Consider the following 26,778-nt stretch of genomic DNA (forward strand, 5'->3'; position numbering starts at 1 on the left):
CACTTGAAGGGTTCTCTCTGTGCAGCTTGCAAAGAAGGCAGCTCTCTGCCCGGCACTGATGGTGGTTGCACCTGCCTCAGGGCAGGGCAAGACCACGGTCACAGCGGCGTTGGCTCGATTGCTGACACGCAGTGGGCAGCGGGTGCGGGTGTTCAAGTGTGGTCCGGATTTTCTGGACCCGCACTGGCACCAACTGGCCAGCGGACATCCGGTGCACAACCTGGATCTCTGGCTCAATGGGGAGGGCGACATTCGCGCCCGGCTGCACGATGCCGCCGCCAACAGCGACCTGATCTTGATCGAAGGAGTGATGGGGCTGTTCGACGGCGAACCGTGCGCAGCCGACCTGGCGGTGAAGTTGGGCATTCCGGTGCTGGCGGTGATCGACGCCGGTGCCATGGCGGGCACCTTTGGTGCGTTGGTGCACGGCCTGCGCAATTATCGGCCGGGCTTGCCTTGGGCCGGGGTGCTGGCCAACCGGGTGGTCAGCGAAGGCCATGAAACGATGCTGCAGGCCTCGGTGCGCAGTGACGAGCGGGGAGCTGATCTGGCCGGCATCGACGCCGGGTGGTTGGGTGGTTTGCGGCGCAGCGCCGACTTTGCGCTGCCTGAGCGGCATTTGGGCCTGACGATCGCGTCCGAACTGCGCGATGCGGTGGCACGGCTGGACGCCCTGGCCGATGCCATGGCGGCTACGTCCTTAGGGCGTTTGGATGCCGAGGGCTGGCAGCGCTGGGCTGTGCCTTTCGAGGCGTCGACTCCGCAGCGTTTGGCTCCTCGTCTCCAAGGGCGCACAGTGGCGGTGGCACGCGACGCGGCCTTTTGCTTCACCTACCAGGCCAACCTTGATACCTTGCGCGCGCTCGGCGCGGAACTGGTGTTCTTTTCACCACTGACCGATCAGCCCGTACCCGCTTGCAACGCAGTTTGGCTGCCCGGCGGGTACCCCGAACTGCACACCGAAGCGCTGGTGAGGGGCACACAATGCCGCGCGTCGTTGGCGGCGCACATTGCAGCCGGCCAGCCGGTCTGGGCCGAATGCGGGGGCATGATGCCACTGTTTGACGGACTGACGCTGGCCGATGGCACGCGCGTGCCGATGTGGAGCCTGCTGCCGGGCGAGGTGGCCATGCAGCCGCAACTGGTCGCGCTTGGGCCCCAGAGTTGGAACACCCCGAGAGGCGAGTTGCGCGGCCACACCTTTCATTTCTCGTTGACCACCTCACCGATGGCCGCGTTGGCCCAGACTGTGCCGGGCAGCAAGTTTGGGCGGTCCGAGGCCGTGTACGGACAAGGACCAGTGCGCGCCAGCTATTTCCACGCCTGGTTCCCCTCGAATCCCGAGGCGACCGCGCAACTGTTCTTGTCAGAGGCCATATGACCCTTGCTTTGCCCGGACCTCAGCGCATCGTCTGCCTGACAGAGGAAACGACCGAGTGGCTCTACCTGCTGGGGCAGGAGGCGCGCATCGTCGGCATCAGTGGCTACACCGTGCGGCCGCGCCGTGCGCGTGAGGAAAAGCCCAAGGTCAGCGCCTTCCTGAATGCCAAGATCGACAAGATTATCGACCTGCAACCCGACTGCGTGTTCGGCTTTTCGGATCTGCAGGCCGACATCGCGGCAGCACTGATCCGCGCCGGTGTGCAGGTGACGGTGTTCAACCAGCGCAGCGTGGAGGAAGTCTTTGCCATGCTGTTCCAGGTGGCCGCCATGGTGGGCTGTGCCGATCAGGGGCTGGCCCGTATCGCGGCCATACGCCAGCGGTTTCATGTCATCCGGGCTGAGGTCGCAGCGCTCGAAGCCCTTGGCAAACGTCGTCCACGCGTGTTTTTTGAAGAGTGGGACGAGCCACACATCAGCGGCATCCGCTGGGTCTCCGAACTGCTGGGCATGGCCGGTGGAGACGACGTGTTCCCCGAACTGGCGCTGCAGCCTTTGGGCAAGGATCGCATCATTGCGGAGGACGCCGAGATCGTGCGCCGTGCGCCAGACATCGTCATCGGCTCCTGGTGCGGCAAGAAGTTCCGGCCCGAAAGCGTGGCCGCGCGGCCAGGATGGCACGATGTGCCGGCAGTGAGGACTGGCCAGCTCTTCGAGATCAAGTCAGCCGACATCCTGCAACCCGGCCCGGCGGCGCTGACCGATGGGTTGGAGCAGATGCACCGCATCGTGCGCGACTGGATGATGGCTCATGGTTGAACCCGCGCACAGCACCTTCATTCTCGGCGGGCAGCGCAGCGGTAAGTCGCGCTGGGCCGAGCTGTTGTCGCGTGACTGGCTTGCCGCCGCGCCAGTGCACCGGGCGGTGATGATCGCCACCGGCCAGGCCTGCGATGAGGAGATGCGCGAGCGCATTGCACGCCACCAGTCTGACCGAGCCGATCGGGTGCCGGGCATGGTGACGGTGGAGGAACCACGGGCTCTGGTAGACGCCTTGCGGCGGCACAGCGACCCGCAGACCCTGGTCATTGTCGACTGCCTGACCTTGTGGTTGACCAATCTGATGATGCCGGCGGCCACGGCGCAAGTGCTGCCTGAAGCGGACGTGCTTGCTGCGGGAGAGGCCCTGTGCGATGCCATTGCGACAGCGACCGGCCCGGTGGTGCTGGTGGGCAATGAGATTGGCCTGGGCGTGATCCCAATGGGGAGCGAGGTGCGTGCCTTTGTGGACACGCTGGGCCGGCTGAACCAGCGGGTGGCGGCGTCCTGTCAGCGCGTGACGCTGATGGCCGCAGGCCTGCCGCTGACTTTGAAGGACGAGACATGAACCCGATCCGCCGAAACTTGGTGGGGCTCGCGCTGGCAGCCCTGGCACTGATGGGCCTGCCCGCGCACGCGGCTTTGCAGATCACCGACGACGCCGGTGTGGTGGTGCACTTCGAGCGTTCGCCGCAGCGCATCGTCAGCCTGCTGCCCTCGCTGGCTGAGACGGTGTGTGAGCTGGGCCAGTGCGCGCGCTTGGTGGGTGTGGACCGCTACTCCAACTTCCCAGACAGCTTGAAGAAGCTGCCGCAGGTGGGAGGCGGGCTGGACCCGAACATTGAAGTGATCGTCGCGCTGCGGCCCGACGTGGTGTTGATGGCGACATCCTCGCGCGCAGCAGAGCGCCTGCGCGCCCTGGGCCTGAAGGTGGTGGCGCTGGAGCCCAAGACCCATGCCGATGTGCAGCGCGTGATGATCAAGATAGGACAGCTGCTGGAGGTGCCCGACGCGCAGCGCGTCTGGCGCACCATCGACGCTGCGGTGATGGCAGCGGCGCAGTCCATTCCCGCCAGTGCACGTGGCACCCGGGTGTACTTCGAGGTCAACCCAGGCCCTTACGCCGCCGGTGAGAGCTCGTTCATCGGCGAAACGCTGATCCGCCTGGGCGCCAAAAACATCGTGCCCGGGTCACTCGGGCCGTTCCCAAAGCTCAATCCCGAGTACATTGTTCGCGCCGACCCGGACCTGATCATGATCGGCCAGCGCAGCGTAGATGGCATGGCGCAACGGCCGGGTTGGATGGGCATGCGCGCCATGCGTGAGCAGCGTCTGTGCGTGTTCAGCACGGAAGAATCCGATGCCTTGGTCCGACCGGGGCCGCGCATGGCCGAAGGTGCGCGACTGATGGCTCGCTGTCTGACAGAGAAGGCTGCAGCAAAGAAGGCGGGGGCGCGGTCGTGAACGCTCTCCGTGCGGGATGGCTGGTGCTCGCCCTGCTGGTGATAGCCATCGGGCTGGCCGCACTGGGCGTCTGCGTCGGAGCTGCTGGCTTCGAGAACCTGATGGGGCCACTGCTTGACCCGAGGGTGGACCCTTCGGCCACCGTCATGGCGCAGCAGATCCTGTGGGAGATTCGCCTGCCGCGTACCCTGGGCGCCTGGGCCGCTGGCGCCTTGCTGGGCCTGGCTGGTGCAGTAGCCCAGGGCCTGTTTCGCAACCCGCTGGCCGACCCCTTTTTGCTGGGCAGCGCATCAGGTGCCTCGCTGGGAGTGGCGCTGTCCTTGGCCGCTATGGGCGGCGGGGCCGGCATGCTGGGCGGCAGCATGATGAATGGCGCGGCGGTGAGCGTGTTTTCGGGCAGCGTGCTGGTGCGCCTCGGCCTGACAGGTGCGGCCTTCTGCGGCGCTGTGCTGGCGGTGCTGATCACCCTATTGCTCTCGCGCGGGGTGCAGCACACGCTGCGCCTGCTGCTCGCCGGTGTGGTGGTGGGCGTGGTGCTGGCGGCCATGACGCACTTGGTGCTGGTGTTCTCGCCCGAGTCCCTGCAGGCCATGCAGGCCTTCATGCTCGGCTCGACCAGTTTCGTCGGTTGGGCCGCCTGTATTCTGATGGTGGTCGTGTGGGCGCTGTGCATCCTGGCGGCCTGGTTGCTGGCCCGAGCGCTCGACGGCCTGAGCCTGGGCGATGCCACTGCGCGCAGCCTAGGCTTGCCGCTTGGGCCCATGCGTGCTGCGCTGGTGGGCGTGTTGGCCCTGGCCACGGGCACTGCCGTGGCGCAGACCGGGCTGATCGCCTTCGTGGGCCTGGCCGCGCCACACTTGGTGCGCTCGCTGGTCAAGACCACCAGCGCTCGCCTGATGTTGCTGTCCAGTGCCATGGGTGGTGCCTTGCTGATGGCGGCCGACACCTTGGCGCGCTGGCTGATCGCGCCGCAGGAGTTGCCTGTGGGCGTGCTGACTGCTGTGCTGGGCGGCGGCTATTTGCTGTGGTTGATGCAACGCAATGCACGCGTTGCACGCGGAGGGGGGCTGTGAGCACCGCCATCCAAACCTGCGATCTGAGTGCGCGCCTGGGCTCCGAGGCCATCCTGCACCGCATCGCCCTGAACCTCCCGAAGGGGCGTTGGACCAGTATCGTCGGCCCCAACGGTGCGGGCAAGTCCACCCTGCTACGCTGCCTGGCGGGCTTGTTGCCGCACAGCGGCGCGGTGGCCGTGCTGGGCCGAGCGCAGGCCGACTGGCCCAGTCGGCAGCGTGCCCAGCAGCTTTCTTGGTTGGGGCAAAACGAAGCCTGCGCCGATGACCTGACGGTGTGGGATGTCGCCATGCTGGGGCGCTTGCCGCACCAAGCCTGGCTCAGCCCGCCCGGTGCCGATGACCGCGCTGCGGTGGAACGCGCGCTGCGGGCTACCCACGCCTGGGACTGGCGGGCCCGCTCCTTGGGCCAGCTCTCGGGCGGTGAACGCCAGCGCGTGTTGCTAGCCCGTGCTTTGGCCGTGGAGGCCCAGGTGCTGTTGATGGACGAGCCTCTGGCGAACCTGGACCCACCGCACCAGGCTGACTGGATAGACTTGGTGCAGGCCTTGGTGCGCGACGGCAAGACGGTGGTCAGCGTGCTGCACGAGGTCGGCGTGGCGCTGCACGCCGATGAACTGGTGGTGATGGCGCAAGGTCGGGTCACGCACCAGGGGGCTTGCGCCGACCCAACCACCCACCGTGCCCTTGAAGCGGTGTTCGATCACCGCATCGCTGTCCACCCGCTGAACGGCCAGTGGGTGGCGCTGCCCCGCACCAAATCCCAGACGAGCCGAAACCATGCAGATTGAAACCCCACCGACCGACAAGCCCTACGACAAAGCTGAGGGTGAGCGCCGAGGCATCGTAATCGTCAACACTGGCGATGGCAAAGGCAAGAGCACAGCGGCCTTCGGACTCGCGCTGCGCGCAAACGGCCGCGGCAAGACCGTCAAGATTTACCAATTCATGAAAGTGCCGTCCGCGCGCTTCGGTGAACACCGCATGTTCGAGCAGATTGGTATTCCCATCGAGGGATTGGGCGACGGCTTCAGCTGGAAGAGCCAGGACTTGGAGCATTCGGCACAGCTGGCGCGCGATGGTTGGGAGAGAGCGCGCGAGACCATCTTGGCCGGCGAGCACTTCCTGGTTGTGCTTGACGAAATCACCTACCCGTTGATCTATGGTTGGCTGTCGCTGGACGGCGTGCTGCAGACGCTGCGCGAGCGTCCCCGCCACGTGCACGTCTGCCTGACCGGCCGGCGCTGCCCGCCCGAGATCATGGAGCTGGCTGACACGGTGACCGAGATGACGCTCGTGAAGCATGCATTCAAAGCCGGCATTCCCGCTCAGCGCGGCATCGAGGACTGATCACCACCTACCCATAATTTGGCCACATCCATGACCGAACTCATCATTTGCACAACCTGCCGGCCGCTTCATCACCCGCCCGAACAACGCGCCAGCGGCGAGCTCCTGCTGGAGGCTGTCCAGGCCGAGCAGGCTTTTAGTGGCCGCTCCGACTGGGCTGCCGTGCGGGTCCGCGGTGTGGCTTGCATGGCGGGTTGCTCTCACGCCTGCACGGCGGCTTTTCAGGCCGAAGGCAAACACAGCTACCAATTCGGTGACCTGCATCCGCAGGCTGATACTGCCAGGCAGTTGCTGGATTGCGCTGTGCTGCATCAGCAAGTGACCGATGGCAGCTTGGCTCGCGAGGCGCGGCCACCACTGCTGCGCAATGGCATGCTGTGCCGCCTTCCGCCGATCCTGGCTTCTGTCAATGGTCCCGCCGTGGGCACGCCATGAGCCAGACATGAGCGCCATGGGTCTGCCCGCGATGGACGCTGCCGTGCTGGCCGCTGCGGCGCTGGTCGCACTGGCTCTGGACCTGGTCTTTGGAGAGCCGCCGGAGCGTGTGCATCCGGTGGTGGCGATGGGCCTCTACCTTGGCGCGGTGGGGCGTCGAGTCTCACGCACCGTTGATGCGGTGGTTATGCCCCAGAGGGAGTTCTGGGGCGGTGCGCTGGGCTGGTGTGTCGGCGCCGCTCTGGCGGTGGCTGTTGCCTTGGCGGCGGTGAACTTCGCGCAGCGCCTCCCCCCTTTGTTACAGGCCACTGTGCTGGGCATGTTCCTCAAGCCCATGTTGTCTTGGCGCATGCTGCGCGACGAAGTGTGGGCAGTGGAGGCCTCGCTGGCCGACTCACTGGAGGCCGGGCGTGCCCGCTTGGCCCGCTTGGTCAGCCGTGATGTGACGCTGCTGAGTGAAACGCAGGTGCGCGAGGGGGCAGTGTCCACCCTGGCCGAGAACCTGAACGACTCGGTGGTTGCTCCCCTGTTCTGGTTTGCTGTCGCAGGCTTGCCGGGCGCGGTGCTCTACCGTTTTGCCAACACTGCCGACGCCATGTGGGGCTACAGGGGCGAACGTGGTGGTCGCGACTGGATCTGGTCGGGCAAGTGGGCTGCACGCGCAGATGATGCACTGTCCTGGTTGCCGGCGCGGGGAACCGCGCTGCTAATCGCCCTGCCGTTCCGTCTACAAGGCTGGCGGGCTTTGAGGGCCAACGCCGGCCTGACCCCTTCGCCCAACGGCGGCTGGCCCATGGGCGCGATGGCCCTCGCCTTGGGTATCCACCTGAGCAAGCCTGGTGTGTATCACCTCAACCCAGAGGGCAGGGCCACCCAAGCCGCTGACACTGCAAAGGCGCTGCGGCGTTGCGAGGCCGTGGTGTACATGCTGGCGGCGGCAGCGGCCGTGCTGCTATGGGGGAGCCTTGTATGACGCCGCGCATTCATGGGGGGGGCGACCACCTGGGCGTTGCACGCTGGGACTTCTCCAGCAACGCCAATGGCTGCGGTCCTTGCCCGTTGGTGCTGCGTGCAGTGCAAGAGGCCGACCCCTCACATTACCCCGACCCAAGCTATGCGGCGCTGCGCAGTGCGCTGGCAGGCCTGCATGGCGTGGAACCTGCACGCGTGCTGCTGGCTGCGAGTGCCAGTGAGTGCATCCAGCGCCTCACTGCTTGGCGCTGGCGTGCAGGGGATAGGCGTTTCTGGACACCGACTTACGCCTATGGCGACTACGCTCATGCTGCGGCAGCCTGGGGGCTGGTACGGGTGAAAGAGCCGGGCCTCGCGCAACTGGCCTGGCTTTGCGACCCCGGCAGCCCGCTGGGGCAGGGTGAGTCACCCGATGCGGTGCGGACCTTGCTGAACCAAACACCGCGCACCGTGGTGCTGGATCGGGCGTACACGCCGTTACGGTTGAAGGGCGACAGCGCTCTCAGCGCGGAGCAGACAGACCGCGTCTGGCAACTGTGGTCACCGAATAAGGCACTGGGCTTGACGGGCGTGCGCGCGGCCTATGCATTGGCCCCGCTGGGGGCTCAGCCCGATGTGCAGACGCTTGAATCACTGGCTGCATCCTGGCCCATCGGTGCACACGGCGAGGCCATGTTGAGGGCTTGGACGCAGCCCGAAGTGCAAGGTTGGGTGGCAGCCAGCAGGGCGACCTTGACCCAGTGGACTCAAGCCCTTAGCGACATGCTGGTGGGCCGCGGTTGGGCCTGGGCACCCTCGGAGGCCGCGCATGGCTGCGCAAAGCCACCGCACGCGTTGGACGCCACAGCCCTACGGGCACGGGGCATCAAGTTGCGCGATGCCGCTTCGTTTGGGTTGCCCGGTTGGTGGAGGCTGAGTGCGCAGCGGCCCGAAGCCTTGACCGCGCTTGATACTGCATTGAATGGACTGGCGTTGGAGGTGGCGAGATGAGTGCCGTGTGCGTGATGGTGCTGGGCACCACCAGCGGGGCGGGCAAGAGTTGGCTGGCCACGGCGCTATGTCGGCACTATGCGCGTCAAGGCTTAAGGGTCGCGCCCTTCAAGGCGCAGAACATGAGCAATAACGCAAGAGTCGTGGCCGGTCCTGTCGCAGAAGGGGAGATCGGCAGTGCGCAGTACTTCCAGTCCTTGGCCGCCAAGGCGGAACCGGCTGTTGGCATGAACCCCTTGCTGCTCAAGCCAGAGGCCGACACCCGCAGCCAGGTGGTGTTGATGGGGCAGGTGAGCCCAGGGCTCAGTGACATGCCCTGGCGAGGCCGCAGCGAAACGGTGTGGCCTCACATCACGGCTGCGTTGGATGCCTTGCGCGAAGCCAATGACGTGGTAGTGATCGAGGGGGCTGGTTCACCCGCTGAGATCAATTTGCACGCCAGCGACATTGTGAACATGCGGGTGGCCCGCCATGCGCAGGCGCGTTGCCTGTTGGTGACGGACATCGACCGCGGGGGCGCGTTTGCCCACCTCTACGGCACATGGGCATTGCTGCCTGCCGATGAGCGGGCACTGATCAAGGGGTTTGTACTCAACAAGTTTCGGGGTGATGCGGCACTGCTGGCCCCTGCGCCTGAAATGCTTCTGAACCTCACCGGTGTGCCGGTCGTGGGCACGCTGCCCATGTGGTGGCAGCACGGCTTGCCTGAGGAGGATGGCGTCTTTGACGACAAAAGCAGGGCCGCTGGTGCCGTCAAGCTGACCATTGCCGTGATCGCCTGGCCTCGCATCAGCAACCTCGACGAGTTCCAGCCGCTCAAAAACGTGCCCGGTGTGCGTCTGGTTTGGGCACGCACGCCGGCCGACTGTGCAGGGGCAGACTGGCTGGTGCTGCCGGGCTCCAAGTCCACAGCGGCCGATCTGGCTTGGCTGCGCGCACAAGGACTCGATGCCGCGGTGGCCGAGCATGCCGCTCGCGGCGGGGCGGTGCTGGGCATCTGTGGTGGCCTGCAGATGCTGGGCAAGACCCTCGTGGACATGCACGGCATCGATGGCAACGGCTCCGGCCTGGGCTTGCTGCCGTTGGAGACCGCCTTCAACGCTGACAAGACCGTGCGCCGCACCACCGCAAGCTTTGGTGCGCTGTCGGGTCCCTGGTCGGCGCTCTCGGGCATCACCGCATTCGGCTACGAAATCCACCACGGCCAGACGGTGCAGCATCCCGCCATGGCTGCTAACTGCGATATCGCGCGCGAAGTCATACCCGGCCTGGCCTGGCAGAACGCATCGGGCAACGTGCTGGGCTGCTACATGCATGGCCTATTCGAAGACCCTAGAGTGCTGCGCGCACTGTTCGGTGCCACCGTGCCCACGCTGGAGACTGTGTTCGACGGCCTCGCCGATTTTCTGGAACGCCATGTCGAGCCCGGTGTGCTCGATGCACTCATTCGCAAGGACTGAATCATGCCTTTCACCCTACCTGTCATCGACGACATCGCCCAGCCGTGGCTGGCCGCGCGTCTGCAGTACTTGCTAGACAACAAGACCAAGCCGGTCGGATCCCTGGGGCAAATCGAGCGTTTGGCGCAGCGCATCGGTCTGGCCTTGGGCAGCGAGGCACCCGAGCTGGAAGCCCCGCAGCTGCTGGTGTTTGCCGGTGACCACGGTCTGGCCGCGCGTGGTGTCTCGGCCTATCCGAGCGACGTAACCTGGCAGATGGTCGAGAACTTTTTGGCCGGCGGCGCAGCCGTCAGTGTGCTGGCGCGCCAGCACGGCATTGGCCTGACCGTGGTGGACTGCGGTGTTCGGCATGACTTTGCGCCCCGGGCGGGGTTGCTCATCCACAAAGTCGCACCAGGCACTGCCGATGCGCTGAATGGCCCGGCGATGAGCGCTGACCAGCGCGACCAAGCGCTGGCCAGCGGCGCTGCGCTGATCCAGATGCTGCCCGGCAATGCGCTGCTGCTGGGCGAAATGGGCATTGGCAACACCTCGGCTGCGTCGCTGCTGATGAGCCGCTTGGCCGGGCTGGACATCGTGGACTGCACCGGCGCGGGCACCGGCCTTGACGCCGCAGCAGTGCAACGCAAAATAGGCATTTTGAGAGACGTGCTGGCCCGTCACCCGGGAGCCAAGACACCACTGGACGTGTTGGCGGCCTTCGGCGGTTTCGAGATCGCCACCATGGTCGGTGCAGTGCTGCAGGCCGCCGCTGAGCGGCGCGTGATCGTGGTGGATGGTTTCATCGCCAGCTCGGCCGTACTGGTCGCCAGCCAGTTGAAGCCGACTGTGCTGCAGCGCTGTGTGTTCGCCCACCGCTCGGGCGAACGCGGCCACGCGCTGATGCTGTCTCATCTCAAGGCCGAACCGCTCCTCGACCTGAGTCTGCGCCTGGGGGAAGGCTCCGGCGCGGCACTGGCCTGGCCTTTGCTCATGAGTGCCTGCGCCATCCTGCGCGAGATGGCGAGCTTTGAATCGGCGGGTGTGTCGCGGCAGGATGAAGCTAGCGCCACAGCCCCAGCCCAACCTTGAGCCATGTCAAACGCGCAACGTGACCCTGACCAGGGCAGCCGTGGAACCAGCTCTTCCGATTCTCAGGCTGCTTCCCCACTCCTGAAGGAGAGGAGCGACGACACGCGGCGGCGCAATGGGCTGTTCCTGTTCATTTGCCACTTCTGCATCGCGCTGCAATTTTTTACGCGCATCCCGATCACCGGAAGGCTGGCAGATTGGGTGGGCTTTTCTCCGGCCATGCTGCGCGCCAGCGCTGCGCACTTTCCCGGTGTGGGCTGGGTGGTGGGCGGGCTTACGGCTCTGGTCTTCTGTGGGCTGACGCAGGCCTTGCCTTCGCAGCCCGCGTCGCCCTGGGTGGCGGCGGTCTTGTGCACGGCGTTCAGCGTCTGGCTGACAGGGGCCTTCCACGAAGATGGGCTGGCCGACACGGCCGATGGGCTGGGTGGTGCGGTCAGCCGCGAGCGCGCGTTGGACATCATGAAGGACTCGCTTATCGGCAGCTACGGCGCCATCGCGCTGGTGCTTTCGCTGCTGACCAAGGTGCTGCTGCTGGGCCTACTCACTCAGGCCGGTGGGGCGCAGCAGGCCGCCTGGGCCCTGTTCGGAGCCCATGTCACATCGCGGCTGATGCCGCTGTTCATCATCCGCGCCTTGCCTCATGTGGGCGACACTGCGCAGTCCAAGAGCAAGCCGCTGGCCGAGAGCATTGGCACCGCCGGGCTATTGACGGGCGTTCTGTGGTGGGCGGCTGCCATGGTGTCGGTCGGTTGGATGGCACCGAGTCTGTCTTGGTTGTCCGCCGTGCTGGGCGCACTGACCGCCCTAGCCTGGATGTGGCGCCTTTTGCAGCGGCGCCTGCAAGGCTTCACCGGCGACGGCTTGGGCGCTACGCAGCAGCTCAGCGAACTGCTCTTCTACCTCGGTCTGGCGCTGACCCTTTGAGGCGTAGATGAAGCTCTGGCTGTTACGTCACGCACAAGTCACGCTGGAATCGGGGTTGTGTTACGGGTCGACTGATGTGCCAGCCGACCCTGCCCTGAACCAGCAAGCGGCGGGATCCGCTGCAGCGTTGCTGCCGCGAGGGGTGCCGGTGCGGGTGTCGGGGCTGGGCCGGGCGCAGCAGCTGGCGCGAGAGCTGTGCCGCCTGCGCCCTGATCTGCAGCCGCCGGCTATTGATTCACGCCTGAACGAAATGAACTTCGGCCGTTGGGAACTGCAGCGCTGGGACGCTATTCCCCGTGCGGATTTCGAAGCTTGGATGACTGACTTTGCACACCATCGGTTCGGGGGAGGAGAAAGCACGCAGGAGGTGTTGGACCGGGTCACCGATGCGCTGGTGGAGCAACAGGCGCTGGGTCTGCCTGACGCAGTGTGGGTTACCCATGCAGGCGTGATTCGGGCTGTCCGCTACCTCAGTGAGCACGGCAGGTGCACTATTCGTGAGGCGGCCCAGTGGCCACGCGAAGCGCCAGCGCCGGGAGGTGTGGAGGTTCTAGATTTCGGAGGACAGTAGGTTCGCTTGGATGCGCGCCCACAAAGCGCCGGCCAGGCTGCGGGCCTGGGCCTGCTGGACATGCACACCACCCTGGCCGTTGAAAAGCAGCTCCGCCAAGTGCAGGGCCAACTCTGCGGCGCTTGGGCGGGCGATCAGGCTCAACTCCAAGGTTATGAAATTCACCTCGGCGTGAGCACTGGCCCGGCTTTGCAGCAACCTTCAGCCCTGTTGCGCGACGCGGACGGCAGCTTTCGCCCCGACGGCGCTTGCTCAGCCGACGGCCAAGTGCTGGGCAGCTATGTCCACGGCCTGTTCGACGAGCCGGCCGCCCAGGCCGCATTGCTGCGCTGGGCGGGATGGCAGGGCTGGAGAGGGGCAGGTCACTGGCATCAAGGTTTCAAGCCGGAGCTGTCTCTAACGTTCGTCAACGTGCCAGATTCATTGGCTGTGCCACGAGGCGCACGCCCAAGGCGGCGCAGACGCGGCGGATGGTTTCGAAGCGCGGTTCGCTGCCAGGTCGAAGTGCCTTGTAAAGGGCTTCACGCGCAATGCCGGAATCCTTGGCAACCTGAGTCATGCCTCGCGCACGAGCAATATCGCCGATAGCCGCAGCCAGCAAAGCGGGGTCGTTCTCTTCAAGAACGGTGGTCAGGTAGGCGGCAATCTCCTCTTCGCTGTTCAGAAACTCTGCGGCATCGAACTCGGGAAGTTCGGACACCTTGATCCTCTTGGTCATCGTCAATCCTCCAACGATTTCGCCAATGCAATGGCACGCCGAATGTCAGTCTGCTGCGTTGCCTTGACTCCACCACCCAGCATCACGATCAGCACCTCGCCATGTTGGACGTAGTACATACGCCAGCCCGGCCCGAAATGCTCGCGCATTTCGAACACGCCTTCACCCACAGACTCCACATCGCCTAAGTTGCCAAGCTGGGCTTTCCGGAGCCTTTTGATGAGGCGTTGCCGGGTCAGCCCATCTTTGAGGCTCTTGAGCCAGGTGGCGAACTCATCGAGTTGTTTCACCGTGTAGGTCATGAGCGAACTGTGATCGAATGATTACAGATTGTCAATCGAGAGCAAGGCATCGCACCCCTCAACACTCCACAATATTCACCGCCAACCCCCCACGCGCGGTTTCTTTGTACTTCGTCTTCATATCCGCGCCGGTGTCGCGCATGGTCTTGATGACTTTGTCGAGGCTGACGTGGTGGGTGCCGTCGCCGCGCAGGGCCATGCGGGCGGCGTTGATGGCTTTGACGGAGGCGATGGCGTTGCGCTCGATGCAGGGGATTTGCACCAGGCCGCCGACGGGGTCGCAGGTCAGGCCCAGGTGGTGTTCCATGCCGATCTCGGCGGCGTTTTCGACCTGCTCCGGCGTGCCGCCCAGCACGGCGGCCAGGGCACCGGCGGCCATGGAGCAGGCCACGCCCACTTCGCCTTGGCAGCCCACTTCGGCGCCGGAGATGCTGGCGTTTTCTTTGTAAAGGATGCCGATGGCGGCGGCGGTGAGCAGGAAGTCGGCCACGCCTTGGTCATTGCTGTGGTGGACAAAGCGGGTGTAGTAATGCAGCACCGCAGGCACGATGCCGGCCGCCCCGTTGGTGGGCGCAGTCACTACGCGGCCACCGGCAGCGTTTTCTTCGTTGACGGCCAGGGCATAGAGGTTGACCCAGTCCATCACCTGCAGCGGGTCGCGCAGGGCTGCCTCGGGGTTGGCCGTCAGGTCTCGGTAGAGCTGGGCTGCGCGGCGTTTCACCTTGAAGCCGCCGGGCAAGATGCCGTCGGTGCTGCAGCCCCGGGTGACACAGGCTTGCATTACCGTCCAGATGCGCATCAGGCCGGCGTTGATCTCTTCATCGGTGCGCCAATGGCGTTCGTTGGCGCGCATCACTTGGGCGATGGACAGGCCTTCGCGCTGGCATACCTGTAGCAGCTCGTCCCCGCTCTTGAAGGGCAGGGGCAGCACGGTGGCATCAGGCGCGATCACCTTTTGTTTGCTGCCGTCGGCGGCCACTTCGTCGCTCACCACAAAGCCGCCGCCCACCGAGTAGTAGGTGCGGTTTTCCAGCTCTTGGCCTGCTGCGTCATAGGCCACCAGGCGCATGCCATTGGCATGGAAGGGCAGGGTCTCGCGGCGCATGAAGAGCAAGTCTTCGGCCTCTTTGAAGGCGATTCGCTGGCTGCCCATCAGGGCCAGTTGGCCGCTGGATCGAATCTCGGCCAGAAGTGGATCAATGCGCTCCACGGCCACTTGGTCAGGCTCTTCACCCAACAGGCCCAGCAGTACGGCTTTGTCGCTGCCGTGGCCCTTGCCGGTGGCCCCCAAGGAGCCATAGAGCCAGCAGCGCACGCGGGCCACCTCCGCCAGCCGCCCCGCACTTTGCAGCCTCAGGCCAAACAGACGGGCGGCGCGCATCGGGCCCACCGTGTGGGAGCTGGAAGGCCCGATGCCAATCTTGAACAGGTCAAAAACCGAAACCGCCATGTGTGTCTCCTGAGTGTTGTGCTGATGCGGGGTTCAGGCCAGCGCTGGCCGGGCTACTGGCCGCGTTGCGTTGGCATCTTCCCACTGCGCGACGTGTCCTGCCAACTGATGGGCGGTGATGGCCGACAGCGTCCAGCCCAAGTGGCCGTGGCCGGTGTTGTAGAACACATTGGGCAGGCGGCCGGGGCCTACGCGCGGCAGCATGTCCGGCATCATGGGGCGCAAGCCCGCCCAGGGCTCCACCCGGCGGGTGCTGACGCCAGGGAAGCATTGGTTGACCCAGTCCACCAGGGGTTTGATGCGGTCGGCGCGGATGTCGCGGTTAAAGCCGTTGAACTCGGCAGTGCCGGCCACGCGGAAGCGGTCAGCGCCTAAGCGGCTGGTGACCAGCTTGGTTTCGTCGTCCAGCAGGCTCACCTGGGGCGCGGCGGCTTGGCTTTGTTCGTCGCTCAACATCACGGTGATGGAATAGCCCTTGACGGGGTAGACATTGAGCCTGTCGCCCAACTGCGCCCCGATGGCGCGGCTGTGCACACCGGCGCAAACCACCACGGCGTCGCCCTGGATCACTTCGCCATCGGCCAGGGTCACGCGGGCGCTTTGGCCGTCGCTCTGCACCCGGCTCACGGCTTGGCCGGTGCGCAGGCTCACACCGTGCTTGGCGCAGGCCAGGCTCAGGCCGTGGGTGTATTTGTGGATGTCGCCGGTGCTGTCGCTCTCGGTGAAGAAGCCACCGTAGTAGTCACCCGCCAGCGTGGGCTCGATGGCGCGCATTTCTTCAGGCGTAACAGCCCGGCGTGGCAGGCCGCCTTCGGCCAGCAACTTGCTGACTTGGGCCGCATGCTCGAAGCCTGCTTTGTCGCGGTAGATGTGCAGGATGCCTTGCTTCTTGAGGTCGAAGTCAATGCCTTCGGCCTCGGCCCAGCTGAAGAGGTGCTCGCGCGCGGCAATGGCCAGGCGAGCGGTGGCAATGGTGTTCTCGCGGTACTTGGGGATAGCGGCTGCAAACTCGGCAAACCACGATAGCTTGTGCCAACTCGGTTTTGGGTTCACTAGCAGCGGCGCATCGGCCTTCAGCATCCACTTTAGGCCCTTGAGCAAGGTGGAGGGGTGGGTCCAGGTTTCGGCGTTGGAGGCCGAGAGCTGGCCGCCGTTGGCATGGCTTGTTTCCATGCCGGCGTAGCGGTGTTGCTCGATCAGGGTGACCTGATGGCCTTGGCGGGCCAAGGCATAGGCACTGGTGACGCCGGTGATGCCGCCGCCGATGACCAAGATGTGCCGCTTAGTTCCGGAGGAAGCGCTGCTGGCTGAGCGAAAGGAAGAGGGGGACATGAGAGCACCTCAAGAGCGTCAAACAAGAAGACCCGCCACCACACCGTGTGGTGACGAGGCCCCCTCTGTTTGGTACCTGAGAGATTCACCCCAGCGTGGCGCTTAAGGCTTGCTCCTGCGGTGGGCCGGATGACGAGTTCCGGCCGCTCTTCAGAGTGCGGGTCGCAGATCGGTCCTGGGGCCTGAGAGTTTCCGGGGCGGTTGCTCCTTCGGCGCCCACCTTGTTGCAAGGTGGAGCTCTCCCGATACGCGACGACAGTGGATTATTCAGCAGCGTCCATATGCACACAAGAGCAGAACAGGTTGCGGTCACCGTAAACGTTGTCCACGCGGCCCACCGGGCTCCAGTACTTGGCCTGGCGCAGGCTGGCCACCGGGTAGGCGGCTTGCTCGCGGGTGTAGGCGTGGGCCCAGTCAGCGGCCATCAGGCTGGCTGCGGTGTGGGGAGCGTTTTTCAGCGGGTTGTCTTCACGCGGCCACTCGCCACGCTCGACCTTGGCGATCTCTTCGCGGATGGCGATCATGGCGTCGCAGAAGCGGTCCAACTCAGCCTTGGGCTCGCTTTCGGTGGGCTCCACCATCAGCGTGCCGGCCACCGGGAAGCTCAGCGTGGGCGCATGGAAGCCGTAGTCGATCAGGCGCTTGGCCACGTCTTCAGCACCAATGCCACTGCTGTCCTTCAGGGGGCGCAGGTCGAGAATGCACTCGTGCGCCACGCCACCGCCCTTGATGGCCTGGTGACCACCGCTGTAGTGAATGTCGTAGTGGCCGCTCAAGCGAGCCGCCACATAGTTGGCGCTCAAGATGGCCACTTCGGTGGCCGCCTTCAGGCCTTCGGCACCCATCATGCGGATGTACATCCAGCTGATGGGCAGCACGGCCGCATTGCCCAAAGGGGCAGAACTGACGGCCCCCACGCTTGGCCCTTCGGGCGCTGCGCTGCCCCCCGAGGGGGCGCTCGCCGCCTTGGGGCGGCCCGGCGTCGGCTCGACCGCGCCATCATAGGCTGAGGCCTGCCGCGCCGCAGCATGGCCGGGCAGGAAGGGCACCAAATCTTGCACCACGCAGACGGGGCCTACGCCGGGGCCGCCACCGCCGTGGGGGATGCAGAAGGTCTTGTGCAGGTTGAGGTGGCTCACGTCGCCACCAAACTCGCCGGGGGCAGCCAAACCGACCAAGGCGTTCATGTTGGCGCCGTCCACATACACCCGGCCACCAAAGCGGTGCACCATGGCGCACAGCTCTTTGACCCGGGGCTCAAACACGCCGTAGGTCGAGGGGTAGGTGATCATGATGGCGGCCAGCTTGTCGGCGTGCTGGGTGCACTTGGCTTCCAGGTCGGCCAGGTCCACGCTGCCGTTGGTGTCGCACTTCACCACCACCACTTGCATGCCCACCATTTGGGCCGAGGCGGGGTTGGTGCCGTGGGCGCTTTCCGGGATCAGGCAGACGGTGCGCTGGGCATCGCCGCGCGAGAGGTGCCAGCCGCGAATCGCCAGCAGGCCAGCATATTCGCCTTGAGAGCCGGCATTGGGCTGCAGGCTGATGCCGGCATAGCCGGTGGCTTGGCACAGCCAGGCGGTGAGCTGCTCGTTCAGCAGCGCATAGCCTTGCAATTGGTCGGCCGGCGCGAAGGGGTGCAGATGCGCAAACTCCGGCCAGGTGATGGGGATCATCTCGCTGGTGGCGTTGAGCTTCATGGTGCAAGAGCCCAGCGGGATCATGCTGCGGTCCAGCGCCAAGTCTTTGTCGGAGAGGCTGCGGATATAGCGCAGCATCTCGGTTTCAGAGTGGTGGCTGTTGAAGACCGGGTGCGTCATGAAGGCGCTGCTGCGGCGCAGGTGGGCCGGGATCAGGCTCTCGGTGTGCTGCTCAAACTCGGCCACGGTGGGCAGGGCGGCGCCGTCAGCGGCGAACCAAGACCACAGCGCTTCCAGGTCGGCCCGCGTGGTGGTTTCATCCAGCGATACGCTGAGGTGGGTGGCCGACAGACGACGCAGGTTAGCGCCAGCGGCAACGGCGCGGGCTTGCACGGCGTCGGTGCGCTCGGCGGTTTCAATCGTCAGGGTGTCAAAGGCCACGGGCGTGACGACCTTCAGGCCCAAGCGCTTGAAGCCTGCGGCCAAGATGGCGGTGTAGGCCGCCACACGTTGGGCGATGCGGGTCAGGCCTTCGGGACCGTGGTAGACCGCGTACATGCTGGCCATCACCGCCAACAGCACCTGGGCGGTACAGATGTTGGAGGTGGCCTTCTCGCGGCGGATGTGCTGCTCGCGGGTTTGCAGGGCCAAGCGGTAGGCGGGGTTGCCGTGGGCGTCCACGCTCACACCCACCAGGCGGCCGGGCAGGGAGCGCTTGTACTCGTCGCGGCAGGCCATATAGGCGGCGTGTGGGCCACCCGCGCCCATGGGCACGCCAAAGCGCTGGGTGTTGCCCAGCACGATGTCGGCGCCAAACTCACCCGGGGGCACCAGCAGGGTCAGGGCCAGCAGGTCGGCCGCGACGATGAAGGCCGCACCCTTGGCGTGGGCTGCGTCCACATGCTCTTTGAGGTCGTGCACCAAGCCCGTGGTGGAGGGGTACTGGCAGATGACGGCGAAGTAGTCGCTCTCGGCCATCAGTTGGGGCGCAAAGCCCACCTTGACCTCCAGGCCCAGCGGCTCGGCGCGGGTGCGGATGACCTCGATGGTTTGCGGGTGGCAATCGCCCGCCACGATCAGCGTGTTGCTCTTGGACTTGACGCTGCGCTTGGCCAAGGTCATGGCCTCGGCCGCCGCCGTAGCTTCGTCCAGCATGCTGGCGTTGGCCATGGCCATGCCGGTCAAGTCGCAGATCATGGTCTGGAAGTTGACCAGCGCCTCCATGCGGCCCTGCGAGATCTCAGCTTGGTAGGGCGTGTAAGCCGTGTACCAAGCGGGGTTCTCCAAGATGTTGCGCAAGATGACGCCCGGCGTGTGCGTGCCGTAGTAGCCCTGGCCAATGAAGCTCTTGAGCACCTTGTTCTTGGCCGCCACGGCCTTCAGTTCGGCCAGCGCTGCGGCCTCGCCCACGGCGGGTGGCATGTCCATGGGGGCAGGGCGGCGGATGCTGGCGGGGACGATGGTGCTGATCAGCGCTTCGCGCGACGCAGCGCCAATGACGCTGAGCATTTGGGCTTCGTCGTCGGCATAGGGCCCGATGTGGCGGGCGACGAACTCGGTGGCGGTCTCAAGGCGAGCCAAGGGCGACAGGGCAGTGGTCATGGCGGCAGGCGGATTACAGGGTCTTGAGCAAGGCGTCGTAGGCGGTGGCGTCCATCAGGCCGTCCAGCTCGGCAGGCGCGCCGACCTTGACCTTGAAGAACCAACCGGCACCCAGCGGGTCGGTGTTGGCCAGGGCGGGGTCGTTGCGCAGGTCTTCATTGACCTCGACGACTTCGCCGGTCACGGGCATGTAGATGTCAGCGGCGGCCTTGACGGACTCCACCACGCCGGCGATCTCGCCTTTGTTGAAGGTCTTGCCGACTTCGGGCAGGTCCACAAACACCACGTCACCCAGCGCGTCTTGCGCATGCACGGTGATACCGACGACAGCAGCGTCAGCGTTGGCGATGTTGATCCATTCGTGGTCGGCGGTGAACTTGACGGACATGGTGAGGCTCCGGTGGGTGTGTGGGTGGAACGGTTGATCAACCGCGGTAGTAGCGGTTGGGTGTAAAGGGAGTGGCGGCCACCGTCATCGGCAGCTTTTTGCCGCGCACGTCGGCAAAGACTTGGGTGCCCACGGCCGTGTGGCTGATGGGCAGATAGGCCATGGCGACCGGGGTGTTGACCGTGGGGCCCAGCGTGCCGCTGGTGACGACGCCCAGCTCTTGGCCATTGGCGTCTACGATCTTTGCGCCTTCGCGCACCGGGGCGCGCTCTGCGCCCACCAGGCCCACGCGCTTGCGGCTGGGGCCTGCGGCCAGTTGCGCATCAATCACGGCAGCGCCGGGGTAGCCCCCCGCGCGTGCGCCACCGGCGCGGCGCACCTTTTGGATGGCCCAGGTCAGCGCGGCTTCGACCGGCGTGGTGGTGGTGGTGATGTCGTGGCCGTAGAGGCACAGGCCGGCTTCGAGGCGCAAGGTGTCGCGGGCACCCAGGCCAGCGGCCTGGACTTCGGGCTGCGCCAGCAGCTCGCGTGCCAGGGCGATGGCTTGGGTCTCGTGGACGGAGATCTCAAAGCCGTCTTCGCCGGTGTAGCCGGAGCGAGTGATGAAGCAATCAGCACCGGCCACAGTGAAGCGGCCGCCCGTCATGAAGGTCAGGGCTTTCACGCCTGGGTTCAGGCGGGCCAGGGCGTCTACGGCCTTGGGGCCTTGGAGGGCCAGCAGGGCGCGCTCGGGCAGGGGTCGCACCTCGCAGCGGCTGCCGATGTGGGCTTGCAGGTGGGCAATGTCTTGGTCTTTGCAGCCGGCGTTGACCACCACGAAGAGGTCGCCAAAGTCACCCACGGCGTCCGCGCCGGGGCGGGTGATCATCAGGTCGTCCAGCAGGCCGCCTTGTTCATTGGGGAAAAAGGCATAACGCTGCTTGCCTGCGCCCAAGTCGATCACATCGACGGGCACCAGGGTTTCCAGGGCAGCGGCAGCATCGGCACCGATAAGGCGCAACTGGCCCATGTGAGAGACATCGAACAGCGCGGCCGATTCGCGGCACTGCTTGTGTTCGGCCATCAAACCGCTGGGGTACTGCACGGGCATGGCATAGCCCGCAAAGGGCACCATGCGGGCGCCGAGTTCAAGGTGGAGGGCGTGCAGCGGGGTGTGCAGCAGCGCGTCAGCAGTGGAGGCAGCGGACATGGCAGAGTCTCTCAAGGGGCGTTACGAAACCGGTCTGGTACACGTTGGCCCCCCCTGTCCGCTTTACCTGAGAGATTGACAGCGCCGTGGATGACGGCCCCGCTTGCCCCTTCGGTGGACGCCCTTTCGGTGAAACCGACAGGCGCCTCTCTCCAGTGAGGAACGGCTAGCCTAAGTTGGCGGCCAGCCGCTTGTCAGTCCTTTTGCCTGAGCGTTCGAGGTGGCCCTCTGCGCCTTCGGCGGCCCTCGTGGTGACAAAAGGGCTCTCTCCTGACAAGCTGGCGATTGTATCGCTAGAGCCTAGAAGGCGGGCTCTCCTACTTGGCGTTTTTGAAGAAATTCACGCGCTCTTCATCGCTGGGGTGGCTGGACAAGGCAATGGGCAAATCCACGCCGCTGTCCCCCGTCTTCTTTTGGCGCCAGGCCTCAATCCGCTCAAAAAACACCACCATCACCGAGGGCGAAATCCCCGCTTTGCGCAGGATGTCCACAGACTCTTGGTCCGACTCGCGCTCAGCCTCGCGTGAATAGGCTTGCTCGGTCAGCACTGCGGGCACTGTGGCCAAGAGGCTCGAGACATCGCCCACCACCACGCTGATCAGCGAGGCCAGCAAGCTGGTTTGCACCACCATGCGCAGGCCGTGACGGTGCCGCACATGACCCAACTCGTGGGCCAGCACGCCGGTGATGGCGTCGGGTTGGTCTTTCAGCAGCTCGGCCAGCTCGTCCGTCAACACCATGTGGCCGCCGGGCAGGGCAAAGGCATTCGGGCCTAAGCCCGCTTTGTCGGCGGAGCGGAAGTGCAGCTCATAGGCCGGTGCTTCCCCTGGCGGATAAGCCGCCGCAACGGCCTTGGCAAAGCGCTGGCGGATGGCCTCTTGCTCGGCCGCAGGCAAGCTGCTGGGCTTGAGCATGGCGCTTTCAATGCTGGAAAGGGCGCTATCGCCCAAATGCCGCTCCACGCTGGCCGGCACCACCGCCACCACCGCCTTGGACGCCCAAGGGATGCCCCAGACCCAAGTCACCGCAATGAAGGCCAAGCAGGCCAGCCCGGCCAGCACAGCGGCGCGCCAGCTTTGCATCCAGGTCACCACCAGCGGCTCTTTGCGCCCGCTGGCCTGGGCCCAGGCGTCCCACGCGGGCCCATCCTCATGGCACAGCAAACCGCCACCCGGCAGGTAGCACAAGCGCGCGCCATAGCGCTGGCGCTCGGGCCAGCGCACCTGAGCCAAGGGCACGCGGTGCTGCTGGCCTTCGCCCTCAATCACCAGCGCCTGCCCTTGCAGCTCGGCCGTGACCGGCCAGGCCTTGGGGCTGCGGCCGTCGTAGTAAGTGGTGTTCAACAGTGGCATCACAAGCCCATATCAATGCCGAAGAAGTCCCCGGCCGCGTCGCCCGCAGCGTCATTCATTTGATGACTCTCCGCCACCCAGTCATCGACGGAGCCTGTCACCTCAATGCTCACGGCTTCTAGCTTCAGCTTGGTCATGGCCACCACGGCAAATGGGCGGTATAGCCCCAAGGTGATGGCCGTCAAGAACAGGTTCAAGGCGGTGCGCCCCGCCAGGGGCAAGAGGCGCAAGTGGCTGTCAAAGCGGATGTCGGCGCTGCGAGTGTGGCCCCAGACCAAGTTTTGCAGGCGCGAGACACCATAAGGCCCCACGATGAAGAAGCTCGCCACATAAATGCCCGCCACCGCCAAGCCGGTGATGGCGACCAAAGCTGCCGAGACCTTGCCGCCGCCTCCATGAATGCCGGTGATCCACGCCAGCCCGCCGCCCAACAGTGCGACCATCGCAATGAGGGACACGGCCGCGACGCCCAGCGCCAGCGTCACGCCCAGCAGCTTGAAGGCCAAGACATAGAACTGCCCCGTGCTGGCGGTGAGTTGGGTGGTTTGACCCGCGTAGTGGTAGTTCTGGTGCTGGTAGCGCTTGATGCGCGCCAGCGCCCAGGGCAGGGCCAGCATGAAGGCCAACATGCTCAGGCCCATCCAGACGCCCAGGCGCTCGGATTGGGCTTCAGTCAGCGTGCCGTCTTCACCCGGCCCACCCATGAATGAGGCCAAGCCCACCAAGACCACCGAGGGCAAAAACGCCGGCAACATGGCGCCATAAGCGCCGCCCAAGCTGCCCTTGAACGCAAAGCGCACACCGCGCCAACTGGTGTTGGCCAGCCGAAACTGCATAGACGCCCGCCACAACGCAGGCCACACCAGGGCCAGCACCGCCACCGACACCAGCGCCGCCGTGGGCGAGGCGTTCGAGGCGATGGAATACACAATCGCCAGTGCCAGCATGATCATGTAGCCGCGGAACATCTTCCACGGGTCCCCATGAAAGCCCAGCGGCTGCCCGTCCACCACGGTGTTGGCCTGAAAGTAGGCCAAGCGCCTGGCGCGGGCAAAAGGCCAGTACAGCGAGGCGGTGACCACAATCAACAGCAAGTTAACGATCCAGATGCGGAAGTACTCGCTGCCGGTGCCAGTGAAGCGCAAGTCCACCGCGCGGGGGCCATGGTCCTGATCGCCCGTCAATTGCGTTGGCGCAAAGGCATTGTCATCCCACCCAAAGCGGGGTTCTGTTCTTTCCAAGGTTCTCTCCTCGTGTCTGGCGCTCCCTGCGCCCCTATTGGTTTGATCGAACGAGGGATTCTAGGAGGCCTCTCGCCCGGGACAGCGTGGTGAAATCCAGGCCTCCCTAAGACGCGCATTGGAGCCCTGATGACCAGCACTGAGACAACTTTGGTTCAACGCAGCGACGACGCGCGCGGCGTGGTGACCCTGACCCTGCAGCGCCCAGAGGCCTTCAACTCGCTGTCGGAGGCCATGCTGGCCGAGTTGCAAACCCACTTGGACGCCCTAAAGGCCGACGCCAGCGTGCGCGTGGTGGTGCTGGCCGCTGCGGGCAAGGCCTTTTGTGCGGGGCACGACCTGCGCGAGATGCGCGCCGAGCCCAGCACCGACTACTACCGCAGCCTGTTTGGCCAATGCGCCAAGGTGATGATGAGCATCCAGCGCCTGCCTGTGCCCGTGGTGGCCAAGGTGCAGGGCATTGCCACAGCCGCAGGCTGCCAACTGGTGGCCCAATGCGACCTGGCCGTGGCGGCTGACCACTGTCGCTTTGCCGTCAGCGGCGTCAACCTGGGGCTGTTTTGCTCCACCCCGGCCGTGGCGCTTTCGCGCAATATGGGCCGCAAACAAGCCTTTGAGATGCTGGTCACCGGCGACTTCATCTCGGCGGCCGAGGCTCAGCGCCGAGGCTTGGTCAACCGCGTGGTCCCTGCCGACGAGTTGGACGCCGAAGTTGCCAAACTGGTGGACAGCATCGTCGCCAAACCCCGCGAAGCCGTGGCCCTGGGCAAAGCCCTGTTCTACCGCCAGCTAGAAAGCGGCATGGACGCCGCCTACGTCGACGCCGGCCAAACCATGGCCTGCAACATGATGGAGCCCACCGCGCTGGAGGGGGTGCAGGCGTTTATTGAGAAGAGGAAGCCGGAGTGGTGATTCTTAGCAATTCGGTGTCTCTCAGGTTCACAATTCTCTTTGTGACGGTTCAAGGATGCGCGACGGCATCGGTTTTTGAGGCTCGATGACTTGTGCACAGACCTCAATGCACCCACTCTGCATTTGTCCTGTTTGGTGCTGATTCTTCTCTCTTTCCTGCTGGACAATTGCCTTGTGCAGAGTTGCTGGTGCAGCAGGATGGGTTTTTCTGCTAAAAGCTTCTGTATTGATCTACATACCCCAGCGTGAGCACATTACAGTGCTTTAGGTTAAAAGTAAATTGCGAAGAAAGTCATCTGCATGCGCCTACTTCATTACATCGAAATCGAGAATTTCAAGCGCTTTGGCGACAAGCAGCGAATTGAGTTAGATCACCCGGCTGTATTGATTGGACCAAACAATTGCGGCAAGACAAGCGCCATCCAGGCTTTGGCGCTTTGGTCCCAGTCTGTGCGAACTTGGTATGACGTGCGCAAAGACTCGTCTGCCAAGGAGCGCACTGCAACCTCGATGAACCGACTCAACATTGTGGCGGTGCCGGTTACCCGAACACGTTTCTTTTGGCACAACACCCAAGTGCGCAAAGGCACAAAGGACATTCCAATGATCCTTACAGTAGGTGTAGAGGTCGAAGGTCGTGTTCGGCCGGTTGCCATGCGGTTTCGAAGCAAAGGCGATGAGTTAGTGTATTGCTCGCCTGACGACTCAATCATCGGTGATTTGGACCTAATAAAGTACGCGGCTAGCCTGAAGGTTGAGTTGCTGTATCCTATGTCGGGCCTTGATACGGATGAGCCTATTCTCCAGCCAGGCCGGGTGGAGGTGCTATTGGGTGAAGGGCGTACTGCAGATGTGTTGCGTAACCTCTGTCTCGCAGTGGCAAAGTCTTCGACAGAGGATTGGGAACGGGTTGTCCAACTAATGCGGCGCCTCTTTCAGATCGAGTTGGGGGTTCCTGCAGAGACAAGTCGGGGTGGTATCACCTTGAGCTACCGCCAAGGAGGTGTCAAGGAGGCCCTAGACATTTCCTCGAGTGGTCGAGGTATGCTCCAAATGCTGCTTGTATTTGCGTACCTGTATTCACACAAGCGTTGTGTTTTGCTGGTGGATGAACCCGATGCGCACCTAGAGATTTTGCGGCAGAAACAAGTCTATGTGCTGCTGCGAGATATTGCCAGTGAGAATGATTCACAGGTCGTGATGGTGACCCACTCAGAAGTAATTCTGGGCGAGGCTTTAGAAACTAACTTGACCTTGCTATTGGATGGTGAGGCGGATAACTTGGCCAACAAACAAGACATACGAAATAACCTTACTTATTTTGGTGCAGAGCATTATGTAAAGGCCCGTGAACGGGGTTACGTATTGTATGTCGAGGGCGGCACAGATGTAGATATGCTTCGTGGGCTTTCAGAGCGATTGAACCATCCAGTATCGAAAGTGTGGGATGAGCGAATAAACAGTTTTTATATACAAGACAATCATCCTCAACAAGATACTGATTCCGAGTTGGAGCGTGTAGAGGGTGGCTTCGGCCAGACTCCACTCAATCATTTCAATGGTCTGCGCAATCTGCTGCCTGACCTCAAGGGATTGGCTATCTTGGATAACGACGGAAGGGATCGGCAAGACCGGGACTACGGCACATTGCGAATTCGATTTTGGCGAAGATACGAGGCTGAAAACTACTTTATTACTCCAGACTTATTGCGCCGCTACGCCCTCCAATGTTACCCATCAGACGATCTTTTTAGTTCTGAAGCGCATCAGGCAGTTGAGGATGCTTTGCGGGGAGTTTTGGTGGAATTCGTTTTCGATGGCAGTCAGACTGACTATGAAGTCTGGCTTGCTTTGTCTGGTGAAGCTGCTCGCTTGGTCTGGGAAACTCAAACTGCTCGGCGAAAGTTGAGTATCTTCGCCGAGGAATTTTTCCGTAGATTGAAAGACAAAATCGGTGGCAGCATGCTGCTCAAGAAAGGGGAATTGCATCGCTTGATTGAACATGCCGAGTTATCTGCTCCGGCAGAGAAAGAGGTTCGGGAGAATTTGAACCTCTTAATGGAGCTCTTCACGCCAGCGCAACGGCATGAGGAGACGGTACCGGCAAATCTGAACACTTTGGCCGTTGAGTGACCTAGTGGCT

Annotated in this window: 25 protein-coding genes, 1 pseudogene and 3 riboswitches; of the genes and pseudogenes, 17 read left to right on the plus strand and 9 right to left on the minus strand. The window is 64.2% G+C overall.

What is annotated here, in order from left to right; translation table 11 throughout:
- The first annotated feature begins 58 nt into the window (after nt 1-58).
- The 15 genes and pseudogenes from ACIQ3Q_RS07420 to ACIQ3Q_RS07490 form a co-directional block, all read left to right on the plus strand.
- Nucleotides 59-1,381, plus strand: a complete 1,323-nt coding sequence (locus ACIQ3Q_RS07420) for a cobyrinate a,c-diamide synthase (RefSeq protein ID WP_396268394.1) — start codon at nt 59-61, stop codon at nt 1,379-1,381.
- On the plus strand, nt 1,378-2,199 hold the full coding sequence (locus ACIQ3Q_RS07425) for an ABC transporter substrate-binding protein (RefSeq protein WP_396268395.1): 822 nt from the start codon (nt 1,378-1,380) through the stop codon (nt 2,197-2,199). Before ACIQ3Q_RS07420 ends, ACIQ3Q_RS07425 begins: the two co-directional genes overlap by 4 nt.
- The gene (gene cobU, locus ACIQ3Q_RS07430; protein WP_396268396.1) at nt 2,192-2,767 is read left to right on the plus strand and encodes a bifunctional adenosylcobinamide kinase/adenosylcobinamide-phosphate guanylyltransferase; all 576 of its coding nucleotides are present in this window, start codon (nt 2,192-2,194) and stop codon (nt 2,765-2,767) included. The genes ACIQ3Q_RS07425 and cobU overlap by 8 nt, the downstream gene beginning before the upstream one ends.
- Nucleotides 2,764-3,663 carry an ABC transporter substrate-binding protein gene (locus ACIQ3Q_RS07435; protein ID WP_396268397.1) on the plus strand — a complete coding sequence of 300 codons (900 nt, stop codon included), beginning with the start codon at nt 2,764-2,766 and terminating at the stop codon, nt 3,661-3,663. The genes cobU and ACIQ3Q_RS07435 overlap by 4 nt, the downstream gene beginning before the upstream one ends.
- Nucleotides 3,660-4,736, plus strand: a complete 1,077-nt coding sequence (locus ACIQ3Q_RS07440; RefSeq protein ID WP_396268398.1) for a FecCD family ABC transporter permease — start codon at nt 3,660-3,662, stop codon at nt 4,734-4,736. The genes ACIQ3Q_RS07435 and ACIQ3Q_RS07440 overlap by 4 nt, the downstream gene beginning before the upstream one ends.
- Complete coding sequence (locus tag ACIQ3Q_RS07445) at nt 4,733-5,527, plus strand: ABC transporter ATP-binding protein (RefSeq protein ID WP_396268399.1); 795 nt, start codon at nt 4,733-4,735, stop codon at nt 5,525-5,527. Before ACIQ3Q_RS07440 ends, ACIQ3Q_RS07445 begins: the two co-directional genes overlap by 4 nt.
- Nucleotides 5,517-6,086 (plus strand): cob(I)yrinic acid a,c-diamide adenosyltransferase, encoded by a 570-nt coding sequence (gene cobO, locus ACIQ3Q_RS07450; protein WP_396268400.1) that lies wholly within the window; start codon nt 5,517-5,519, stop codon nt 6,084-6,086. Before ACIQ3Q_RS07445 ends, cobO begins: the two co-directional genes overlap by 11 nt.
- Before the next feature lie 30 nt (nt 6,087-6,116).
- Nucleotides 6,117-6,521, plus strand: a complete 405-nt coding sequence (locus ACIQ3Q_RS07455) for a DUF1636 domain-containing protein (protein ID WP_396268401.1) — start codon at nt 6,117-6,119, stop codon at nt 6,519-6,521.
- 16 nt (nt 6,522-6,537) lie between these two features.
- Nucleotides 6,538-7,494 (plus strand): adenosylcobinamide-phosphate synthase CbiB, encoded by a 957-nt coding sequence (cbiB, locus tag ACIQ3Q_RS07460; RefSeq protein ID WP_396268453.1) that lies wholly within the window; start codon nt 6,538-6,540, stop codon nt 7,492-7,494.
- Nucleotides 7,491-8,483: an aminotransferase class I/II-fold pyridoxal phosphate-dependent enzyme gene (locus ACIQ3Q_RS07465; protein WP_396268402.1), complete on the plus strand. Its 993-nt coding sequence runs from the start codon at nt 7,491-7,493 to the stop codon at nt 8,481-8,483. Before cbiB ends, ACIQ3Q_RS07465 begins: the two co-directional genes overlap by 4 nt.
- Nucleotides 8,480-9,943 carry a cobyric acid synthase gene (locus tag ACIQ3Q_RS07470; protein ID WP_396268403.1) on the plus strand — a complete coding sequence of 488 codons (1,464 nt, stop codon included), beginning with the start codon at nt 8,480-8,482 and terminating at the stop codon, nt 9,941-9,943. Before ACIQ3Q_RS07465 ends, ACIQ3Q_RS07470 begins: the two co-directional genes overlap by 4 nt.
- Nucleotides 9,944-9,946: 3 nt before the next feature.
- Nucleotides 9,947-11,014 (plus strand): nicotinate-nucleotide--dimethylbenzimidazole phosphoribosyltransferase, encoded by a 1,068-nt coding sequence (cobT, locus tag ACIQ3Q_RS07475; protein ID WP_396268404.1) that lies wholly within the window; start codon nt 9,947-9,949, stop codon nt 11,012-11,014.
- Between the two features lie 120 nt (nt 11,015-11,134).
- On the plus strand, nt 11,135-11,938 hold the full coding sequence (locus ACIQ3Q_RS07480; protein ID WP_396268454.1) for an adenosylcobinamide-GDP ribazoletransferase: 804 nt from the start codon (nt 11,135-11,137) through the stop codon (nt 11,936-11,938).
- A gap of 7 nt (nt 11,939-11,945) precedes the next feature.
- The gene (locus ACIQ3Q_RS07485; RefSeq protein ID WP_396268405.1) at nt 11,946-12,509 is read left to right on the plus strand and encodes a histidine phosphatase family protein; all 564 of its coding nucleotides are present in this window, start codon (nt 11,946-11,948) and stop codon (nt 12,507-12,509) included.
- Between the two features lie 72 nt (nt 12,510-12,581).
- Nucleotides 12,582-12,755: pseudogene (locus tag ACIQ3Q_RS07490) on the plus strand (cobyric acid synthase CobQ); the annotation flags it as partial.
- Nucleotides 12,756-12,915: 160 nt separating this feature from the next.
- Here the strand turns inward: ACIQ3Q_RS07490 and ACIQ3Q_RS07495 are convergent.
- The 9 genes from ACIQ3Q_RS07495 to ACIQ3Q_RS07535 all read right to left on the minus strand — a co-directional run bounded on the left by ACIQ3Q_RS07495 (nt 12,916) and on the right by ACIQ3Q_RS07535 (nt 23,723).
- A complete protein-coding gene (locus ACIQ3Q_RS07495) occupies nt 12,916-13,227 on the minus strand; it encodes an addiction module antidote protein (RefSeq protein ID WP_396268406.1) in 312 nt (103 codons plus the stop codon).
- Between the two features lie 2 nt (nt 13,228-13,229).
- Complete coding sequence (locus ACIQ3Q_RS07500; RefSeq protein WP_396268407.1) at nt 13,230-13,529, minus strand: type II toxin-antitoxin system RelE/ParE family toxin; 300 nt, start codon at nt 13,527-13,529, stop codon at nt 13,230-13,232.
- Between the two features lie 58 nt (nt 13,530-13,587).
- Nucleotides 13,588-14,979, minus strand: a complete 1,392-nt coding sequence (locus ACIQ3Q_RS07505) for an L-serine ammonia-lyase (protein WP_396268408.1) — start codon at nt 14,977-14,979, stop codon at nt 13,588-13,590.
- A 33-nt stretch (nt 14,980-15,012) separates the two neighbouring features.
- A complete protein-coding gene (locus tag ACIQ3Q_RS07510) occupies nt 15,013-16,311 on the minus strand; it encodes a D-amino acid dehydrogenase (RefSeq protein WP_396268409.1) in 1,299 nt (432 codons plus the stop codon).
- 160 nt (nt 16,312-16,471) lie between these two features.
- Nucleotides 16,472-16,566, minus strand: a riboswitch (glycine riboswitch).
- A gap of 8 nt (nt 16,567-16,574) precedes the next feature.
- Nucleotides 16,575-19,553, minus strand: a complete 2,979-nt coding sequence (gene gcvP, locus ACIQ3Q_RS07515; RefSeq protein WP_396268410.1) for an aminomethyl-transferring glycine dehydrogenase — start codon at nt 19,551-19,553, stop codon at nt 16,575-16,577.
- 13 nt (nt 19,554-19,566) lie between these two features.
- Nucleotides 19,567-19,941, minus strand: coding sequence for a glycine cleavage system protein GcvH (gcvH, locus tag ACIQ3Q_RS07520; RefSeq protein ID WP_396268411.1), 375 nt, complete (start codon nt 19,939-19,941; stop codon nt 19,567-19,569).
- Between the two features lie 37 nt (nt 19,942-19,978).
- Nucleotides 19,979-21,130 carry a glycine cleavage system aminomethyltransferase GcvT gene (gene gcvT, locus ACIQ3Q_RS07525; protein WP_396268412.1) on the minus strand — a complete coding sequence of 384 codons (1,152 nt, stop codon included), beginning with the start codon at nt 21,128-21,130 and terminating at the stop codon, nt 19,979-19,981.
- A gap of 44 nt (nt 21,131-21,174) precedes the next feature.
- A riboswitch (glycine riboswitch) is annotated at nt 21,175-21,296 on the minus strand.
- Nucleotides 21,297-21,315: 19 nt separating this feature from the next.
- Nucleotides 21,316-21,413: riboswitch (glycine riboswitch) on the minus strand.
- A 34-nt stretch (nt 21,414-21,447) separates the two neighbouring features.
- A complete protein-coding gene (locus tag ACIQ3Q_RS07530) occupies nt 21,448-22,482 on the minus strand; it encodes a M48 family metallopeptidase (RefSeq protein WP_396268413.1) in 1,035 nt (344 codons plus the stop codon).
- Nucleotides 22,482-23,723, minus strand: a complete 1,242-nt coding sequence (locus tag ACIQ3Q_RS07535) for a YjgN family protein (protein WP_396268414.1) — start codon at nt 23,721-23,723, stop codon at nt 22,482-22,484. The genes ACIQ3Q_RS07530 and ACIQ3Q_RS07535 overlap by 1 nt, the downstream gene beginning before the upstream one ends.
- A 129-nt stretch (nt 23,724-23,852) precedes the next feature.
- Between ACIQ3Q_RS07535 and ACIQ3Q_RS07540 the strand changes: the two genes are divergently transcribed.
- Nucleotides 23,853-24,635: an enoyl-CoA hydratase gene (locus ACIQ3Q_RS07540; RefSeq protein ID WP_396268415.1), complete on the plus strand. Its 783-nt coding sequence runs from the start codon at nt 23,853-23,855 to the stop codon at nt 24,633-24,635.
- Between the two features lie 300 nt (nt 24,636-24,935).
- Entirely contained in the window at nt 24,936-26,768 is a 1,833-nt protein-coding gene (locus ACIQ3Q_RS07545) for an ATP-dependent nuclease (protein WP_396268416.1), read from the plus strand.
- Nucleotides 26,769-26,778: the final 10 nt, after the last annotated feature.

This window comes from Ideonella sp., from assembly GCF_044358605.1.
GTDB lineage: Bacteria > Pseudomonadota > Gammaproteobacteria > Burkholderiales > Burkholderiaceae_C > Ideonella.